16 protein-coding genes and 1 tRNA gene are annotated in these 19,861 nt (G+C 50.7%); 1 reads left to right on the top strand and 16 read right to left on the bottom strand.

Going from position 1 to position 19,861, the window contains the following annotated elements; translation table 11 throughout:
- Positions 1–6: 6 nt before the first annotated feature.
- The 14 genes from VMF88_09380 to VMF88_09315 all read right to left on the bottom strand — a co-directional run bounded on the left by VMF88_09380 (position 7) and on the right by VMF88_09315 (position 15,152).
- Positions 7–597, bottom strand: a complete 591-nt coding sequence (locus VMF88_09380) for an outer membrane beta-barrel protein (protein HTY11269.1) — start codon at positions 595–597, stop codon at positions 7–9.
- A 126-nt stretch (positions 598–723) separates the two neighbouring features.
- Positions 724–1,902, bottom strand: a complete 1,179-nt coding sequence (locus tag VMF88_09375) for an acetylornithine/succinylornithine family transaminase (GenBank protein HTY11268.1) — start codon at positions 1,900–1,902, stop codon at positions 724–726.
- Positions 1,886–2,527, bottom strand: a complete 642-nt coding sequence (gene coaE, locus VMF88_09370; protein HTY11267.1) for a dephospho-CoA kinase — start codon at positions 2,525–2,527, stop codon at positions 1,886–1,888. The genes VMF88_09375 and coaE overlap by 17 nt, the downstream gene beginning before the upstream one ends.
- A gap of 18 nt (positions 2,528–2,545) precedes the next feature.
- Positions 2,546–4,108 carry a ribonuclease Y gene (gene rny, locus VMF88_09365; GenBank protein HTY11266.1) on the bottom strand — a complete coding sequence of 521 codons (1,563 nt, stop codon included), beginning with the start codon at positions 4,106–4,108 and terminating at the stop codon, positions 2,546–2,548.
- A 366-nt stretch (positions 4,109–4,474) separates the two neighbouring features.
- Entirely contained in the window at positions 4,475–4,765 is a 291-nt protein-coding gene (locus VMF88_09360) for a cell division protein ZapA (GenBank protein HTY11265.1), read from the bottom strand.
- A gap of 77 nt (positions 4,766–4,842) precedes the next feature.
- Positions 4,843–5,181 carry a hypothetical protein gene (locus VMF88_09355; GenBank protein ID HTY11264.1) on the bottom strand — a complete coding sequence of 113 codons (339 nt, stop codon included), beginning with the start codon at positions 5,179–5,181 and terminating at the stop codon, positions 4,843–4,845.
- A gap of 29 nt (positions 5,182–5,210) precedes the next feature.
- A complete protein-coding gene (gene pheT, locus VMF88_09350; GenBank protein HTY11263.1) occupies positions 5,211–7,652 on the bottom strand; it encodes a phenylalanine--tRNA ligase subunit beta in 2,442 nt (813 codons plus the stop codon).
- 11 nt (positions 7,653–7,663) lie between these two features.
- Positions 7,664–8,695, bottom strand: a complete 1,032-nt coding sequence (gene pheS / locus VMF88_09345; GenBank protein ID HTY11262.1) for a phenylalanine--tRNA ligase subunit alpha — start codon at positions 8,693–8,695, stop codon at positions 7,664–7,666.
- Positions 8,696–8,766: 71 nt separating this feature from the next.
- Positions 8,767–9,114, bottom strand: coding sequence for a 50S ribosomal protein L20 (gene rplT, locus VMF88_09340; GenBank protein HTY11261.1), 348 nt, complete (start codon positions 9,112–9,114; stop codon positions 8,767–8,769).
- Positions 9,115–9,167: 53 nt separating this feature from the next.
- On the bottom strand, positions 9,168–9,362 hold the full coding sequence (gene rpmI, locus VMF88_09335; protein HTY11260.1) for a 50S ribosomal protein L35: 195 nt from the start codon (positions 9,360–9,362) through the stop codon (positions 9,168–9,170).
- 14 nt (positions 9,363–9,376) lie between these two features.
- Positions 9,377–9,937: a translation initiation factor IF-3 gene (gene infC, locus VMF88_09330; protein HTY11259.1), complete on the bottom strand. Its 561-nt coding sequence runs from the start codon at positions 9,935–9,937 to the stop codon at positions 9,377–9,379.
- A gap of 11 nt (positions 9,938–9,948) precedes the next feature.
- Entirely contained in the window at positions 9,949–11,889 is a 1,941-nt protein-coding gene (gene thrS, locus VMF88_09325; protein HTY11258.1) for a threonine--tRNA ligase, read from the bottom strand.
- 208 nt (positions 11,890–12,097) lie between these two features.
- On the bottom strand, positions 12,098–14,305 hold the full coding sequence (locus tag VMF88_09320; GenBank protein HTY11257.1) for a S9 family peptidase: 2,208 nt from the start codon (positions 14,303–14,305) through the stop codon (positions 12,098–12,100).
- 121 nt (positions 14,306–14,426) lie between these two features.
- Entirely contained in the window at positions 14,427–15,152 is a 726-nt protein-coding gene (locus VMF88_09315) for a response regulator (GenBank protein ID HTY11256.1), read from the bottom strand.
- A gap of 617 nt (positions 15,153–15,769) precedes the next feature.
- On the opposite strand from VMF88_09315, the gene VMF88_09310 reads away from it, so the two are divergent.
- Positions 15,770–17,533 (top strand): ABC transporter ATP-binding protein, encoded by a 1,764-nt coding sequence (locus VMF88_09310; GenBank protein HTY11255.1) that lies wholly within the window; start codon positions 15,770–15,772, stop codon positions 17,531–17,533.
- A 29-nt stretch (positions 17,534–17,562) separates the two neighbouring features.
- Here the strand turns inward: VMF88_09310 and VMF88_09305 are convergent.
- A tRNA-Val gene (locus VMF88_09305) sits at positions 17,563–17,637 on the bottom strand.
- Between the two features lie 363 nt (positions 17,638–18,000).
- Positions 18,001–19,845, bottom strand: a complete 1,845-nt coding sequence (locus VMF88_09300; protein ID HTY11254.1) for a chloride channel protein — start codon at positions 19,843–19,845, stop codon at positions 18,001–18,003.
- Between the last annotated feature and the right edge of the window lie 16 nt (positions 19,846–19,861).

The following is a 19,861-nucleotide window of genomic DNA, read 5'->3' as shown; positions in this document are numbered from 1 at the left end:
CAGGGGTTAATTCAAAGCCCAGGTTACGCCGGCTTTGATCTGGAAATTGTCCAAATCGCTTGCAATGACGTACCGCGGTTCAAGCAACAGAGACATTTTATCATTCAGCTTATAGTTCGCTCCAACAAGAAGGTTGATACCAAGACGGGTAGCCGATCCTGTCGCGCTATACGTTTGGGAAGGAACCGTGAAGAAGCCCGTGCTGTAACCGGGAATGGTCACACTGGCTGTCGTGCTGAAGAAGTCAAGTCCAAGACCAGCGCCGACGTATGGTTTGATCATTCCTTCCATCTCAAAATTGTAATGAACATTCGCATTAATGGCAAAGTCGCCCACTTTCCATGTCCCTCCATTAACTGTTGTCGAGGTTGAGAAGTACTGGATATCAGGAACCAAGTTGAGATCTTTTGCAAGATCCCCAAGATTTGCATGAGCCGCGATCAGAAATCCGCCAAGAGACTGGGATGACGAGCCTGCGTTCGTGAATGAAACCGATACGTAGCCGACTCCTCCACCTATATCATGCAATCCAAGTTGACCAAAGCTCAGCGAAGTAAACAGGAGTGTTGCTGCAGCAAGCGCTAAGAATTTCTTCATGGCGGACCTCGAAAATAGTTATTGGTTAGTGAAGCGTGGCAATTTATTGCTGTGCAAATATATAGCGGAGTCTTTAAAATGTCAAGGGATTTGTTAACAAATACTTAACATTCGGTACACACGAGATCACGTTGTCAACGAAGCGAGCGCTTCCTCAAAAACCTGCAGCAGGATATCGATCTCATTTTTCTGCGCAATAAGCGGCGGAAGGATTCGAACAACCGTTTGAGCGGTGGAATTGACAAGCACCCCGCGCGAGAGCATTTGGTCGACGATCGGCGTGCTGTCCCGGGTCAGGTCGACACCGAGCATGAACCCCGCTCCTCGGACTTCTTTGATGGTCTCGAATTTCTTTTTGAGCGACAGAAGCCGGCTGAACAAATAGCCGGACGATTCCTGTATCTGCCTTTTCATGGCTTCCGTTGTCACCGTGTCGATCACGACCTTTCCTGCAGCGCAGGCGACGGGGTTCCCGCCGAACGTGGTGCCGTGTACGCCGTACGACCAGACGCAGGCGACCGCATCGTTCCCTAAGATCGCCCCGAGCGGAAGTCCGCCGCCGATCGGTTTTGCGATCGTCACAATGTCCGGATGGAAATCGAAATGTTCAAAGGCAAAGAACTTTCCTGTCCTCATGATGCCGGATTGAATTTCATCCGCGACGATGAGGAAGCCGTGCTTCTTCCGGAGTCCTTCCAAACCGTCAATGAATTCTTTTGTGACCGGAACAACTCCCCCCTCCCCCTGGATGAATTCCAAAAACACCGCGGCTGTCGAATCATCAATTTTTGACCGCAAATCCCTGACATCGTTGAAGACAATGTGGCCGCAATTCTCGAGGAACGGGCCATAGCCTTCCCGGTATTTATCCTTGTCCATCAGCGAAAGGGCTCCCATGGACCTGCCGCTGAAACCGTTCGTCATTCCGAAGATCCTAAATTTATTATGGGCGGTTCCCCATTTGCGCGCCAGCTTGATCGCCCCTTCTGTCGCTTCCGTGCCGGAATTTGTGAAGAAGATCTTCTGAAATTTTGAATGCTGAAGAAGGCGCTCGGCAAGCTCGACCTGCGGCTCTTGAACAAAATAATTCGAGAGGTGATTGAACCGCTTCGATTGCTTTTCGATGGCCGCGATCACGCCGGGGTGTCCGTATCCTAACGCATTGACGGCAAGCCCTGAGAACATATCCAGGTATTTCTTCCCGTCCGTCGTGTAGAGGTAGCAACCTTCCCCCCTGTCGACGACGAGCGGGAGCCGTTTGTATGTCTTGAAAAAAAGTTTTGCTTCGCTATCGAGTATGTTCATGGTTCTTCGCGGTTTGTGGTTTCAGTGCCGAAAAAATTGTGTGGAAGAAAACAACTTTCTTGCGCAGCTCGTCGAGCGATGCATCATTGTGGACGATAAAATCCGAGGCCGCTGCCGCCTCATCCGGCGGAATTTGACTTTCCATCCGCGAACGGATCTGAGCTTCGGTCAGGTGTGACCGCAAACGGACCCGTTCGATCCGATGCGGCTCGTCTGCCGCAACTGTCAAAACATAGTCGAGGCGCTTGTTCAATCTGGATTCAAACATCAGCGGCGCTTCTACGACAATATATCCTGTCAGCCCGTTTTTCTCAAGTTGCCGGATCTCTCTGTCGACCGCGTCCAGCACCGGCGGATGGACGATTGAATTCAGGAGCCGAAGCTTCCCGGCATTGTCAAAGACGATCGACGCGATGTACTCCCGGCGAAGAATTCCCGTGTTCGCATCGTACGATCGATCGCCGAACGCGGAAATGATCTTTTTTCTAATGTCTGGGTCTGAGTCGGAGAGCTGGCGGGCGATGAGATCGGCGGAAAGCACCGTTACGCCCAACGATGAGAGGATGCTGCAGACTTCGGATTTCCCGCTTCCAATTCCCCCCGTTACGCCAATTCGTGTGAGCATCGGAACGCAAACCCTGGGCTATTTTGCGAATGCGATGGAACGAACTTCACGAATGACGATGACTTTCACTTGCCCCGGATATTCCATCTCCTGCTGGATCTTCTGAGCGATGTCGTGAGCTAATTGATCGGCCATCGCATCGTCAACTCTGTCATGTTCGACGATAACCCTGATCTCGCGCCCGGCCTGGATCGCGTACGTCTTCGCGACTCCCTGAAACGACTGCGCCATCGACTCGAGCTTCTCAAGCCGCTTGACGTATCCTTCCACCGATTCCCGGCGTGCTCCCGGGCGCGCGCCGCTGATCGCGTCGGCTGCCTGAACGATCGCTGCGATCGGATGCTCCATCGGAATGTCTTCATGGTGCGAGCCAATCGCGTTCACGACGATCGGATGTTCGTTGTACTTCTTTGCCAATTCATAACCGAGAAGCGCGTGCGGCCCCTCAACGCTCCGGTCAACCGTCTTGCCGATATCGTGCATGAGCCCCGACCGTTTTGCGAGGAGCGGATCGATCCCAAGCTCCGAAGCGATGATTCCACAGAGATAAGCCACTTCAATGCTGTGCTGTAAAAGATTCTGTCCGTAGCTCGAACGGTATTTCATTCGACCGATATGTTTCACTACCTCCTGGTGGGCTCCGGGCAATCCGACTTCGAGCAGGGCATTCTCCCCCGCGCGAATAATTTCCTCTTCCAATTCCCCCTTCACTTTTTCTACGACCTCTTCTATCCTAGCAGGATGGATCCTTCCGTCGGCAATGAGGCGTTCTAGAGATATTCTAGCGACTTCTCGGCGAAAGGCGTCAAACCCTGATAATATAACGGCTTCTGGCGTATCATCTACAATAACATCTACGCCAGTCGCGGCTTCAAACGCCCGGATGTTTCTCCCTTCCCGTCCGATGATCCTTCCCTTCATTTCGTCGCTCTGGATGTTCAGCACGCTGACTGTCGTCTCGACTGCATGGTCCGCGGCAGAACGCTGGATGGCTTGCACGATGATCTTCTGCGCGTCCTGTTTCGCCGTCTCCCGGACCTTATCGCGCAGGTCTTTCAATGTCTGTGCGGCCTCGGTTTTGGCGGCGTTGGTCATTGTTTCGATCAGGATCTTCTTGGCCTCATCTCGCGACAAGCCCGAAGACCGTTCCAGGCGCACAATTTCCTCGGCAATGATCTTTTCAAGTTCCGCCTGCCGGGTCTCGAGCGTCTTTGACTTTTCGTCGTTCTCGCGCTGAATTTGATGGAGTTCTCTCTCTTTCTTGTTCAGCAGCTCCACTTTTCTGTCGATGTTTTCTTCCCTTGAGGCAAGCTGTTTCTCATACGCCTGAAGTTTGCTCCGCTTCTGGTTCGACTCGTTGTCGTACTCCTGTTTCTTCTTGTACCATTCGTCCTTGACCTCGAGAAGCTTCTCGCGCATGACGGAATTCGCTTCCCGCTCGGAATCGGCAATGATCTTCTTTGCGCGTTCTTCGGCCCCCATGATCTTATTTTGTCCCGAACGGGCGTTAAGGTACCAGCCGGCATACGCCGCGAGGCTGCAGAGAATAACGACCATGGGGATGATAATCACGACTTGCATATTCAACATCCCTTGTAAAGTTCAATTGGTGAAACGGATCGAGGCATCAATAAAAAAAAATCCGCACTGCTACCCTAGGCAAAAGTGTTTAAAGAACCTCGTTCTTTCACACGGTGGGTGTTTGCCTAACCGTTTCTTACTTCCACTGTCTGCTATCCCGCTTACGCAGGAAGCCCGAAGGCGTTTCGCAGATCCGTTCCGCGCGAGGCGGCCCGGCTGAGGCCTGTAATATGACGGTTATGAGTCAAACTCCCTGTTGGTACAACTGTCAGGTTCTTTAATGTAATTGACTACGGCTGACGGTGCGGATTAAATTTTCCCGCCAAAGAGTTGGAAAAAACCTCCTGTAAAAAGTTGCACAATGACCTATCCATTGCTCTGGAGACTTGTATCGAGGTAATTCGAAATTTTGACGATCTCATTTTCGAAATTACTGATGATCTCCCGGTTCTTGTCTTTCTCCTTCAACAAGTCTTCGGTAATGTTGAGTGCGGCCAAGACAGAAATTGTAAGCGGAGGCTGCTCAGGAATCTTGTCATGAATTGAGTTAATCATCGTGTCCACGTACCCCGCCACTTTCTTCGTAAACTCTTCGCTTTCACCTCGTAACGGATACTCCGACCCGAATATTTTAACCCGCACGCTTTTCCTGTCCATTGTTAGATCCAATGTGCTATCTGGTTGTAAGTTGGGAAAATTCAGCAAACGTCAGCGATAACACTACCTCGTATAGTTTATAGATGGGAATTGATCTTGTCTAAAATTGCCTTCACCTTCACCTGGAGTTGCGTCCTCTCTTCTTTGCTCAGGCTTCCGTTGGAGGCGGAGGTCAATTGAAGCGCAACCACATCCTTCCGGAGCCCATCAATTTCAGCATCTTTCGCTGATAGTTCGGTCTGCGTTTGCAGCAATCGTGCTTCAAGCTCGTTCGCTTTCAGCTGGATCGCATGCTTCTCTTCGCGAAGCGAGCTGATCGCGGTCGACGCTGCGTACGCTTTTTCCCAGAGCTGCTTCAGCGCAGCTTCGAGAGAATTTTCAACACTACTTATTTCTTGCTCAAGTTGTTCTTGCACACACGGTCCGTGATGTTATGGACGTTATCTCAACTTCGCAGCTCCGCACCGAATTTACCGCAAACGTCAGAGATAATTTTTTTGATCACAGCGTCGGCTTCGCCCTCCGTCAGGGTTTTTTCGACAGAATTCAATTCGAGAGCGAAGGCGAAACTTTTCTTTCCATCTTTCAACGGCTCTCCCTCGAACACATCGAACAGCGTAACCGATTTTAGCAACGGCGCGCCGCTCGTTCGAATAAGCCGGTTAACATCTTCCGCTAATACTTTCTTTTCAACAATGAAGGCTAAATCTCGCGTCACAGGAGGAAATTTCGATGACGGCGTATAATTTTTGAAGCTTTTTTCCTCCGGTATCAAATTTTCAATGGTTAGCTCGGCAACATAAACATCACTTTCAAGTGAAAATTTCTTAAGTAAATCTTTTTTCACCTTGCCGAGAGAGCCGATGTAAGTACCATCTTTTTCAATGGCTATAGTCTCTTCAGTTAAAGGACTACGGCTATCATAGTAAATAAATTGAAATTTGTCAAGTAGAATTTTGTTCAGCAGCCCCTCGACAACCCCTTTGATGTCATAAATATCGACGGCGACGTCGCTGGAATACCATCCGACCTCATTTTTCCTTCCAGCCATACAAATTGCGAGGGTTTTTGTCTCCAAGAACCCGGGGACCGTGGTTTTCGGAAAGCTCCTGTCGACCTTCTTATAGGTCCTTCCAATTTCAAATACCCTAATGTCGCTGGTCCCGTAGTTCGAATTATAAAAAACTGTCTGGAGCATACTCCCGACCATGCTCGGACGCATCGCAGCAAGATCCTTACTGATAGGATTCTTGATCCGGACAATGTCTTCCGAGAATATCTTTGCTACACTCTCTTCGACAAGGCTGTTTGTTACGACTTCATGGAAACCGATTCCTTCAAGGGAATTGCGGATATCATCGACGGCGTTATTGTTCGTTCTATGCTGCGAAAAATCGATCATCGATCCCATGCTGTCCGGAATGTTGGTATAGCCATGCAGCCGTGCGATCTCTTCAACGATATCGATCTCCTGTTCGAGGTCGGGACGGAAAGTCGGCACCGAACATGCAAATTTACCGCCAGACGCTGTGCGCAGCTTGATGCCGATCGGCAGCAGAATCTTCTTTATGCGGTTCGCCCGTATCGTCGTTCCCAATATCTTATTGGCACGGTCCAGCCGCAGTCCGATCGTCCGCTCCTTTATTTTTTTTGGATAGATATCGATGGCCCCTTTTTGGACGATGCCCCCCGCGATCTCTTCAAGCAGCGAAGCGGCACGGTCGGCGGCGAAGAGGGTTCCATTAGGATCGGTCCCCCGCTCGAACCTGTACGACGCATCCGAAGAAAGGCCCAGGCGCTTCGCGGTTTTACGGATGCTCGACGGCTGAAAATATGCGCTCTCGATCAGGATCGACGTTGTCATTTCCGATATCTCTGAATTCAGTCCCCCCATAACGCCCGCGATCGCGACGTTTCGTTCGCCGTCGCAGATCATCAGCATGGATGAAGAAAGCGAGCGATCGACACCGTCGAGTGTCGTGAATTTTTCCCCTTCGGCGGCGTTCTTGACAACAATTTTTTTTCCGCGGAGTTTGTCGTAATCAAACGCATGCAGCGGCTGGCCTGTTTCAAGCATCACGAAATTTGAAACGTCGACAATATTATTGATGGGTCTGATGTTGCATGTCTTGAGCAATGATTGAAGCCATAGCGGCGAAGGAGCGACCTTGACATTTTTTACCAGCCGCGCAGAATAACGGCGACAAGCTTCATTATTTCTAATCTCGATCGCAATATCCTTCTTTGCGTCACTCTTTTTCTGTTCCCGAATGATCGTTTTAGGAAGAACAAGCTTCTTATTGAGAAGCGGCGCCGCTTCTCTTGCAATGCCGTAATGGCTCAAACAATCGGGGCGGTTGGGCGTCACGCCGATTTCGAACGCCGTGTCGTCGAGCCCCAGGTATTTTGCAAGAGGTTCGCCGGCATGCGCGGCCGCATCGAGGACCAAAATCCCGTTTGAATCCTTGCCGAGTCCGAGTTCGTATTCCGAACAGATCATACCGTTCGATTCTTCTCCCCGCACTTTTACCTTTGAAAGCGTGAACGGTTTCCCTTCGGGGTCGTGTTGATTTTTCGGGACGACCGCTCCAGCCAGCCCCACCGCGACCTTTTGTCCTGCGGCAACATTCGGAGCACCGCAGACGATCCGCAGCACGGCAGACTCATGATCCCTTTCTGCAACTCGTACATCGCAAAGGGATAGTCTGTCTGCGTTCGGATGTTTCTTGACCGACAGCACTTCGCCTACGACGAAATTGTCAAAGACCCGGCCGAGATGTTCAATCCCTTCCACTTCCAATCCTACCGAAGTGAGTTTCTGCGCCAGATCTTCCGGGCTGATTTTAAATTCAATGTAACGGCGTAACCAATTGAGGGATATACGCATAGGTGCTCAGATTAAAACTGCTTTAGAAATCTAATATCGTTCTCAAACAAGAGGCGGATGTCGGAAATGTTGTGGCGCAGAAGCGTTGTCCGTTCGACGCCGATCCCAAATGCGAACCCCGTAAACTCCTCAGGATCGTAGCCGACATTTCTGAGAACGTTCGGGTGTACCATTCCGGCTCCAAGAATCTCAAGCCAGCCAGAATGTTTGCATACGCGGCAGCCCTTTCCGGAGCACAGGAAGCATGTGATGTCCATTTCCAGGCTTGGCTCAGTGAACGGGAAGAAGCTGGGGCGGAATTTATACTTCAGGCTGCTTCCATAGAATTCCCGGGCAAAGGCGACGAGCGTCCCCTTCAACTCGCTGAAGCTCACATTTCTGTCGACGTACAGCCCCTCAACCTGGTGAAAGAGGCAGTAGCTTCTGGCGCTGATGGCCTCGTTCCGGTAGACGCGTCCCGGCATGATCACGCGCAGGGGGGGGCGCCGTTCCTTCATCACTCGGATCTGGACGGGCGACGTGTGCGTCCTGAGCAGAATAGTATCCTCAATAAAAAAAGTATCCTGCATATCGCGGGCAGGGTGATCGGGGGGAAAATTCAGCGCCTCAAAATTGTGGTAGTCATCCTCGATTTCGGGACCATCGACGATACTGAATCCCATGGAGGTAAAGATCGATGTGATGTCGCTGAGGGTCTGGGTTATCGGGTGCAGGCTGCCGATGTGAGGTCTTCTCCCCGGAAGGGTCAGGTCGATAAAACTCTGCCGTGTCGGGGTCGCGGACTCGACCTTCTCTTTGGCCGATCGATACAACGAATCGGCGAAAGTGCGAAGCTCGTTCAATTGCTTGCCGAGGCCCGGCTTCGATTCGGGGGGAACGGACTTGAGCTCATCGAAAAGATTGCCGACGCGTCCTTTCCTTGCGAGGAACTCGATCCTGTATTTTTCCAGCTCATCCGATGACGTAATTTTTTCGGATGCCGTCAGGGCAGCGGCGCGTACCGACTGAATTGATTGTTCAAGAGTGGTCGAAGATTCGGTCATGATGCTGTTGTTCCGGATAAAAACAAAACTTCCCGTCCATACCGAACACATGGTATGGCGGGAAGCAATGATCAGGCTTTTACAAATTTTACAATTTCTGCAAATGCTTCGGGATTTCCGGCGGCGAGTTCAGCAAGAACCTTGCGGTTGATGTCGACCTGTTTCTTATGCATGCCGTCGATGAGTGCTGAATAGGTCATTCCGTGCAGGCGGGCCGCGGCGTTAATGCGGGCGATCCACAGTTGGCGGAATGTTCTCTTTTTCGCTTTCCTATCCCTGTAGGCGAACTGATAGCCCTTGTCGACGCTGTGCTTGGCTACCGTCAGGACTTTGCTTCTCGCACCCCAATAGCCTTTCGCTTCTTTCAAAATTCTCTTGCGACGGCGATGGGAGGCAACTTTGTTCTGCGAACGTGGCATAGTTGCTCTTTTCTCCTTTAGTGAATGTGATTAGATGTGAATTAGAAACTTCGTCAGACGACCAACAAGCGCTTGATCTTCTGTTCATCGACGCCGGAGATCAATCCGGGGCGGCGAAGATGCCGTTTGCGTTTCGTCGATTTGCTCGTCAGGATATGGCGGCGGTTCATCTTGTGGCGCTTGATCTTGCCGGTCCCGGTGACCTTGAAGGTCTTGCGGGCGCTCCGGTGCGATTTCATTTTAGGCATGGTTTTCCTTCGTGTTATGCTGGTTTATTTTCTGTGGCTACTTTTTCCGTCTTCAGTTTGCCCGACTTATCGGGGGCGTAGAAGATGATCATGCTGCGTCCTTCCATATGGAGGGGTTGATCGATCTTTGCGACCTCGCTCAACCGTTCGGTGAGGCGGTTCAAAAGGCTTTCGCCGTGGTCCTTATACGTAATTTCCCGTCCTTTGAATATCACCGTCGCCTTTACTTTGTGCCCGTCTGCAATAAACTGCATCGCATGCTTGGCCTTGAACTCGAAATCGTGAACGTCGGTGTTCGGATGGAAACGAAGTTCCTTGACCAGGCTAACGTGCTGATGTTTCTTCTGAATTTTCTCTTTTTTCTGAAGTTCGTACTTGTATTTGCCGAAGTCCATGATCTTGCAGACCGGGGGCGTGGCATTAGGCACAACTTCGATAAGATCTTTTCCTTTTTGCTGGGCGATGGTGATCGCTTCGCGGGGCGTCATGACTCCGAGCTGCTGCCCGTTGTCGTCGATGACCCGGATCTGCGCGATCCGAATCTCGTCGTTGATGCGAGGGCCTTTACTTTTAATGCGGGTATCTCCTATGCCGTGATAGATTTTTGTTGTATTTCGTTCTGGAGCTGTTCAATAAATCTTGCCGGAATGACGCTGCCCAAATCGCCTTTTTTGTGCTGGCGGACGGACGCCGTCCCTGCCGCCTTCTCCTTCTCGCCGACGACAACCATGTACGGAACTTTTTTCAGCTCCCAGTCGCGGATTTTGTATCCGACCTTCTCGTTCCGATCGTCAAATTCCGCCCTGATATCGGCCTTCTTCAGGCTTTCGAGAATGGACGTTGCATATTCTGCGTGTGCGTCGGTGATCGGAATAACGACCGCCTGCACCGGAGCGAGCCAGAGCGGGAAATCCCCCGCAAAATGTTCGATGAGAATGCCGATGAATCTCTCGAATGACCCGAACGGAGCGCGGTGGATGATGACGGGGCGGTGCTTCTGACCGTCGGCCCCGGTGAATTCCAACTGAAATCGTTCGGGCATCACATAATCGACCTGCACTGTGCCGAGCTGCCAGGTTCTTCCGATGGCATCCTTCACCATGAAGTCGATCTTCGGTCCATAGAACGAAGCCTCGCCGATTCCGACGAAATAGGTCAGCTTCATCTCGTCCGCAACTTCTTTGATCTCCCGCTGCGCTTGTTCCCAAAACGCGGCATCGCCCCCGAATTTATCGACGTTCTTGTCGTCGCGGAAAGAAAGCCGCGTGGTGACCTCCATGCCAAATGTGCGGAAGACAAATTGGGTCAGCTCGACCGTTCGTGCGATCTCCTGTTTCAATTGATCATGCGAGCAATAAATGTGGGCGTCATCCTGTGTAAAGCCGCGAACGCGCGTCAGTCCGCTCATCTCGCCGGATTGTTCGTATCGGTACACAGTGCCAAATTCCGCCAGGCGGATCGGCAGGTCGCGGTACGACCGGGGCTTCGCGGAATAGATCTGATGATGATGCGGACAATTCATCGGCTTCAGCAAAAACTGTTCTCCATCCTCCATCGTGATCGGCGCGAATTGAGAGTCCTTGTAATACGGATAGTGCCCCGACGTCTTGTAGAGCTCTAAATTCGCGATATGAGGAGTGACAACAGGAAGATAGCCTCGTTTCCGCTGTTCTTCGCGCAAGAATTTTTCCAGCGTTTCGCGGATCACCGTTCCCTTCGGCATCCAGAGCGGCAGACCGGCACCCACTTTCGGGGTCAAAAGAAATAATTCCATCTCGGCGCCGATCTTGCGATGGTCTCGTCGCTTGGCCTCCTCGATCCTGAAAAGATAGTCGTCGAGTTCTTGCTTCGTCGGGAAGGTGATACCGTAGATCCGCTGAAGCATTTTATTCTTCTCGTTGCCGCGCCAATAGGCTCCCGCAACGTTCATCAGTTTGATGAACTTGATCTTTCCTGTCGAGGGAATGTGAGGACCATAGCACAGGTCGGTGAAATCTCCCTGATGATACATGCTGATCGATTCCCCCTTGAACTCATTCAGCAATTCCAGTTTGTACTGATCCCCTTTCTTCGTGAAATAATCGACGGCTTTTTCCCAGGGGACCTCTTCACGCTGAAACTTCTCGTCCCGCTCAGCAAATTCCCTCATCTTTGCTTCGATCGCGGCAAGGTCCTCGCTCGTCAGGGAGTGGTCCCCCATATCGATATCATAGTAGAAGCCGTTTTCGATCGACGGGCCGATGCCAAACCTGGTTCCGGGGAACAGTGTTTCGACCGCTTCGGCCATCAAGTGGGCGGAGCTGTGCCAGTACGTCGATTTTCCTTCCGGAGAATCCCATGTATTAATCTTGACCGCAGCGTCGCCGTTGATCGGGCGGCTGAGATCCCATACTTCGCCGTTGACAGTTACCGAAAGAGCGTTCTTCGCCAAACCGCGGCTGATCCCCTCTGCGATCTGAGCCCCGGTTATCCCGCGTTCGAATTCTTTTTTGCTGTTGTCCGGAAAAGTTATCGTCACTGTGTTCATCACATCACAACCTAAAAAATAAAAAATCGGAGAGAGCTATCTCCGATTCACAAACTGATTCTTTCTCGCTGAATTCCGCTATGAATCACTTCCAGTATATGCTCCCTTGTTTAACTATAAATTAGCTAAAAACGAAGAAACATGCAACAAACAATCGCCATTTAAGGCGTCATTCCCGTCCTTTTTGCAGGATGGGGAGGTATTTCCCCTATAAATTTGCAAAAATGAAGTTGGTCATCAATGTATAAAGATTAAGACGGGTCACGCCTCCATAGATACCATGATTTTTATCGGGGTAAAACCGGACCGAGAACTGTTTGTTGGCCTTTTCAAGCGCAGAAACAAAGTTCGCCGAGTTCTGAAAATGAACATTGTCGTCGCTCGTTCCGTGGATCAATAAGAAATTTCCTTTAAGTTTTGCAGCGTGGGTGATCGGCGAGCTCTCCGCATATCCCTCCGGATTATTCTGAGGAGTGCCCATATAGCGTTCTGTGTAAATGTTATCATAATACCGCCAGCTGGTGACCGGGGCAACGGCGATCGCAGTCTTAAAGTAATCAGCGCCGTTGAGAATCACCATGCTTGTCAGATAACCGCCGTAACTCCATCCCCAGATGCCGATCCTGGATCTGTCAACGTACGGGAGCGAGCCGAGATACTTCGCTCCTTCCACCTGGTCATGCACTTCCCACTTCCCCAAATTTCTGTATCCGGCCGTCTTAAAGGCTTTTCCGCGTGCACCGGTTCCACGATTATCGATCATGAAGATCAAATAGCCGTGCTGCGTCAAATAGGTGTACCAAAGAACATCCGACGTCCGTTCCCATCTGTTGACAACGACCTGAGAGCCGGGACCGCCGTATGTATAAACGAGAACCGGGTATTTTTTTGTTGAATCGAAATCAGCCGGCTTCATAATCGCCGCGTTGAGCCGGACGCCATCGGACGTCGTTACCGAGAGGAATGAGGTCTTCCCCAGTTGAAGATCGTTAAGGGCCGGAATAGCGCCTTCCACGACGGTAGCGATCGGCCTTCCGTCATTCCTGAGGATTGCTACGGACGGAGGGGTCGAAATATTTGAGTACGTGTCGAGGAAATATTCCATGGAGGGGGAAAAATTTGCCGCATGTGTTCCGGCCTTTGCCGTCAGCCGGGTTTTACCTTTCCCGTTCAATCGGATCTTATAGACCTGCCGTTCAAGTGGGGACTCTTCCGTGGAAGAAAAATACAGTTCGCCGTTCTCTTCATCCACGCCGTAAAATGATTCCACTTCCCACTCCCCTTTTGTAATTTGGTTAAGAAGCGTCCCATCGTTTTTGTAGAGGTAGAGATGACGATAGCCGTCGCGTTCGGAGGGCCAAATAAATTTCCCATCCTTTAAGAACGTAAGGTCGTTCGTCACGTCGATCCATTTGTCGTCGGATTCCGTTACGACGGCTTTGGTCGCCCCGGTGGCGATCGTGGCATACAGGAGCTCGATGGTATTCTGCGCGCGATTCAGCCGCTGAATCGAAAGGACCGACGGATCTTTCGTCCAATTCATTCTTGGAACGTAAATATCGTCGTTCGCGCCAAGGTCCATCCACTGCGTTGTACCAGTCTGGACATCGACAACGCCGATTTTGACGATGGAGTTCGGTTCACCCGCTTTCGGATAACGCATCGGTATCAATGTTGGGTACAGGGAATCCCATTCGGTCATCGTGTATTCAGGGACGCGATTTTCATCGAGCCGCCAAAACGCAATGTGTTTGCTGTCCGGAGACCATTGCCAGCCGTCCGAAATTTCAAATTCTTCTTCGTAGACCCAATCGAACTTTCCGTTGATGACATGCTCTGCCCCGTCCTTTGTCAATTGATGCTCTGTGCCGGATGCAATATCGATCACGATGATATTATTTTGACGGACCAGACCAACAGAATTTCCATCCGGAGAGAATTTTACATTGTATTGAGGCTCAGTGACGTTGGTAAGACGGCGGAATAATTTGGACTGCAGGTCGAATAAAAAGACATTGCCTGCGGGCGTTAGACGCGACAAATATTCCCTCTCCGGCGGCGCAGAGATGAAGAGAATTTGTTTCTCGTTCGGAGACCACTGGTACGTCGTAAAACGAAACGGCGGGTCGTTTTGATTCAGCTTTAATGACACCGTGCTGAGGATCAACGCGCTTGATTTCTTTTTGACATCATAAGCATAGATGCTTGTGGCCTTTGCGGTCGTATCTCTTTCGGTGTACGAAAAGTGTGCCCCGTCTTTCATCCAATGGATGCCGCTGAGCGTTTTCCCTGTATATTTGCCGGAGCTAAAAATATCCTCAAGGGTCAGCCCCTTTTTATCGGTCTGAGCAGAGAGAGTAACGCAAGCAACAGCGATGACAAAGAGTGTTTTATACGGAGAAAATAGAGCGCGCATGGAGGGTCCCATAGAATAGATCAAATCGTGAAAGTTAAATTGAAAATTTCGAAAGGCATGTTGCGTAAGGGGCAAAAAAGGCAAGCCGGTATTCGACGTTGGCACGCGGGCTGATGAGGCATCAGTGTTTGTTATGCTGAGGGACGATATGAATTTCATCCAATTTTTTTGTCACCATCGTTGAAAGGCTGCGCATCGAACTGACTCCCGAGGCGATAACTTCGAGCCCTTGCTTCAATTCCGTGAAAATATCCTTACTCTCCTGCTCCTTCCCTTCCTTCACGGTTGCCAGCAACGCGTTTTCATGCCGCTTCAGGGCAGAAGAAAGGTCTCCAAGGCTTTTTTCCACCAACTGGCCGATGGAGTTCACCGTATCATGGAATGTCCTGAGCGAATCAAGTTCGTGCTGCTTTTCAAGGAGGAGGCGTTCTTTCGCATCATTCTCGATAATTTGCTTCCGATACTGATACCGTTCGTATACACTCTTGATCGCGAGCGAGAGCCGCTCGATATCGAGATGATCCTTCCGGATGTAATCGTAGACTCCCAGTTGCAGGGCTTCAATCGCTGTCGACTCGGAACCTGCGGCAGTCACAAGAATGACCGGCGTCGAAATCTTTTGCTTATGCATCCATTCGAGGACATCCATTCCCGACATCTCCCCCATCCGGTTATCGAGAAGGATGACGTCGAAGGTCTCTCTTTTTAAGAGATCAACCGCTTCTTCGCCGGACGCGCACGACTCAATGACAAAGGTACTCGTCATTTTCAGCCCCATTTCGATGCTGAGGCGGAATGAATCTTCATCATCAACAAGAAGGACGCGAAGCGATTGCGACTCTGTCATCAGTATCTTTCAATCCTAGTTCGAAAAAAAAGCCAGACTAATCAAGACATAAAGTAAGGCAAAAAAACTCAAAACTCAACCCGAGTTGGGGCGTGGGACAGCTTACATAAATGCCATAACGCAATACGGTCGGCGTGGGGGGCAAACGATGCAAAATCTTTGCAGGTCAATGTAACACCGGAGAGTTCGGAAAGCAACCGCTTCCCCGTCCGGGCAGCGGTTTTTTTTGAATGACATATGAGAGGAATGTTCACCCAGATCCCGGCGAAAAGGAGCGGGGCGCGAAGCCCTCTTTATCCCAAAGGAATGGCCTGACCAGACGAGCTGCGCTTGCTCCCCGGAGGGGTCCTTTGGGAAAAGGATGAGCCGTCGCGGCGGAGTCGAACGGCTGCAGCGTGTATATTTTCTTCAATCCGTCCAGCCATCCAAAAGACGCTACACTCCCCCGCCTGGAAATACATTCGTCTGGCTTGATTCTGCATCCGATTCCTGCTACATTTATTCGGTAAACGTAGACCGGCGCGTCTCCGAGCCGGTGCAAGCCTCCGATGCTCCCCCATGACGGAGGTTTTCGTTTTTAGATGCACGTCCGCGCCTCAATGCAATCACCTGAGAGTATGATAACAGAGAGAGATTTGTCGCAGTACGAGTTTACGCACGATCACCCTTTCAAGAATTTCCTTCACATTTACCGGGGAGAGTACCGTAAGATCGCGGTGGCGGTCATTTTCTTCACGATCAAGCACTCTCCAGTTTGGTTTCTTCCGGTCGTCATTGCAAGGATCATCAACATTATCAGCGATACAAGCAAGTATTCCTCCGGTGATCTATGGCTTGTCGGGGGTGTCTTCTTTCTCATCATTATTCAGAATATTCCGATGCACACGCTCTATGTGCGGGTATTCAGCGGTGCGGTCAACACAATGCAGTTGAACCTGAGGTCAGCGATCGTTAAGCGGCTTCAGGAGCTGTCCATTTCCTTCCACGATAAATATCAATCCGGCAAGCTTCAGACCAAGATTCTCCGCGACGTCGAGACGCTGGAGATCCTCTCCCGGAACCTTATGAATTCCGTTCTGCCGGCCATCCTCACGATCGTTTTCGCCTTCTCATTCACCGTCTTCAAACAGCCGATCGTCGCACTGTTCTACTTGGTTTCCGTTCCCGTCTCCTCGAGCCTTGTTTTTTTGTTCTCAAGAAGGATGACAGCCAGGAATATGGAATACCGGAATGAGATCGAATCGCTTTCGGCGAACGTCATTGAAATGATCCAGATGATCCCGATCACGCGCGCACATGGGGTGGAAGAGGTCGAAGTCTCGAAAATGAATTCCCGTCTGGAAAATGTAAAAAACAAAGGAATCCGTCTTGAGATGGTCGGTGCGATCTTCGGAGCGAGTTCGTGGACGTCGTTTCAGGTGGTGATGCTGGTCTGCCTGATGTTCAGCGCATTTCTCGCGTATCGAAAGACGATCAGCGTCGGCGATGTTGTTTTGTTCCAGAGTTTCTTTGCGATGATCGTCGGCGCAGTAAACCTGATCCTGAATTCGTACCCGGAGCTCGCCAGAGGATTTGAATCGATCCGCTCGATAAGCGAGGTCCTCGAATCCCCCGATATAGAACAGAACGCAGGCAAACGCCCCGTTGATTCGGTGAAAGGCAATTTCACTTTTGAAGACGTCAGCTTTACGTATGAAAAGAGCCTGTCTCCTGCCGTCAAAAATTTCTCCTGCCGGATACATGCCGGAGAATCGATAGCATGCGTCGGCGAATCGGGATCAGGAAAGACCACGCTGATGAGTCTCGTCATCGGATTCCGTCGTCCGACATCGGGGAGGATCTTGCTCGACGGCGTCGACATGAAGGAATTGGACCTGCGACAGTACCGCCGGTTTCTTGCGGTGGTGCCGCAGACCCCCCTTCTTTTCAGCGGATCGGTACGCGAAAATATTGTCTATGGACTTCAGTCGATCGATGATCGACGCATTTGGGAGGCCTTGCAGATGGCCAATGCCGTTGACTTTGTTTCGAAAATGCCGCACGGGCTCGACTCCAAACTCGGCGAATTGGGGACACGGCTTTCCGGCGGACAGCGGCAGCGGATTTCAATTGCGCGGGCGCTAATACGGGACCCGAGGGTGATCATTCTTGACGAGGCCACCTCCTCGCTCGATGTCGTCTCGGAATCACTAATTCAGGAAGCGATACAACGGCTTATTCGGGGGCGAACGACATTCATCGTCGCGCATCGGCTCTCGACCATTCGCAATGCCAACCGTATTCTAGTGCTCAAGAACGGAGTGTGCGTAGAATCGGGGAGCCATAAAAAACTGATGAAATCGAAGGGAGAATTTTACAGATACAAACTGCTGCAGCAATAGATCGGGCTGTCGGTCGGGGGAAGGATCTGTGGGCCCTAGAGGATTCGAACCTCTGACCTCTACCGTGTCAAGGTAGCGCTCTAAACCAACTGAGCTAAGAGCCCGATATTACAATCCGCAGGCTTGAAGCGAAGTCCCGTTGGGACTGAGCTAAGAGCCTGAGAGGAACCGGGTATTTTGTCTGTTTCTTAACGTCGAGTGCTTCTGCAAAAACGAAAATCCGTAAGGCTCGTTTAACGGTCGCACCGGATTATGAATTTAATATAATAATCGATTCTGGTTGAATCAATAAGAAAATTCTTCAATGCAGAAATATTATTGATGTCACAACATAAACGGTCTTTCCGTTTCCGCAGATCCTCTTTGGCGTTTCTGTTCCAAAACTCCTGTGGTGCCGGCCGTCGCTGGACAGCACGCAGTTGATGATTTGGGTATAAATAACCTATTACCAGGATCAAAAGGTTCTTCTAGCTTTTTTCCCTTTCTATTTTTGTCAATCGTATTGCGTGACGTATCCATCCCTGCTCCAATACTTCTTCTTCCTTGATTCGGTGCATCCGAGCCCCAAGCACTTCAGTCCTGCCAAGATAGCCGATAAGTTTTGTTGGATTACTTCTCTCGACGACGGGAAGCCTGCCAATATTGTTCTGCAGCATTTTCGTTGACGCTTCATGCAATGTTTCGTCTGGATATGTCAAAATCAATATAGTGTTCCCCGCCTCGGAAACGGTTACGGGGTATTCGGAATGAAGTTCGCCGGATCGAAGAACATCCCCTTGTGTGATGATCCCGACCAATTCTTCATTTTCATTTTGCATAAAGACCGCTTTATGCTTTGTTACCGATGGATCCCCTCTCACAATGCGATCTGCCAACACAGAGACCGGCAGTGACGAGGGTATTGTTTGAGGTTCCTTGTCCATGACTTTTACCACCGTTGTTTGTTGAAGAATGTCCGCCTCATAGTCGCCGTGCACCCGCAGGCCGCGCCGCGCGAGTTTTTCCGTCATGATGGAATTCTTCATCAACAGTAATCCAACAGCGTCCGCAATGACGCAGCCAAGCATCAGGGGTAAGATGGCATTGTAGTCCCGCACGATTTCAAATGCAAAAATAATGAACGTAAACGTCGCTCGTGATGCGGCGCCGAACATCGCTGCCATTCCCACCAACGCAAATGCCGACAGCGATAGATGGAGGCCGGGAAACAACGAGTTCATGATCAGCGCGAAAGAGCCTCCAAGGGCAGCTCCCACCATGAACATGGGTGCGAGGAGCCCCCCCGATGTACCCGAACCGAGCGAAACAATTAACGCCAGGCTTTTTAACAATACAATGGCAAGAAGCACGACCAGCGTGAGCCGTTCGTTGAGAATATCGGAAATCGTGTCGTAGCCAACACCGAGCACTCGGGGCAGAGCGAGTGCGATAACACCGAGGCCAAGTCCGCCGATTGCAGGCCACCACATTTCGTCGATCGGAATGCGCAATTTGGACAGCCGCTCGAACTGATCCTCAATCCAGTAGAACGCATTGGTGAATACAACCGCGGCAAGGCCGCATAATAAACCGAGGACGATGAACATCGGGAGAGAATTCGGAATTCCAAAATCCACTTCGCCCATATTGAACATCGGGCCACGGCCCATGAACTGGAAATGTACCGCCGTAGCGGTGGTTGTAGCGATCACGAGCGGGATGAACGAGCGCGCTTTGAATTCAAACACGAGCAGTTCAATAGCGAGGATGACGGCGGCAATAGGCGTGCTAAACGTCGCTGCCATTCCTGCGGCGGCTCCGCAAGCAAGCAAAATCTTTCGTTCAGCGGCTGTAGTGTGAATAAATTGACCCACCAAAGATCCCAATGCGCCGCCGGTCTGAATGATGGGGCCTTCAGCTCCGAACGGGCCGCCGGTGCCGATTGCGATGGCCGCCGATAAGGGCTTAAGAATCGCAACTTTTGGATCTATTCGACTACGATTCGTAAGAACGGCTTCCATTGCCTCAGGAATTCCATGCCCCTTGATCTTTGAGGAACCGTATTTGGCCATCAATCCTACAATAATGCCTCCTAAGACGGGAACGATCACCACCCAATACCCCAGGATATGCGACTGAAGTTTTGGAATTTCAATTGAAACACGGTGAAAGAAAACAAGATTACTTACTATGGCAATGAGCGTGTACAACCCGTATGCGGTGAAGCCCGCAGCGATACCGATAATGGAAGCTAAAAGCGACATAAAAAGCATCCGGGAGTTCTCAGTTGACTTGCTGGCAGTAGCCGGAATATTTGGATCTTTGATTTTCATTTTCCCTTCTCAAAAT

This window comes from Bacteroidota bacterium (assembly GCA_035506275.1).
In the GTDB taxonomy this organism is placed as follows: domain Bacteria; phylum Bacteroidota; class Ignavibacteria; order UBA10030; family UBA8401; genus JAGVPT01.
Note: the sequence above shows the minus strand (reverse complement) of the source record. Positions and strands in the feature narration are given on the sequence as shown.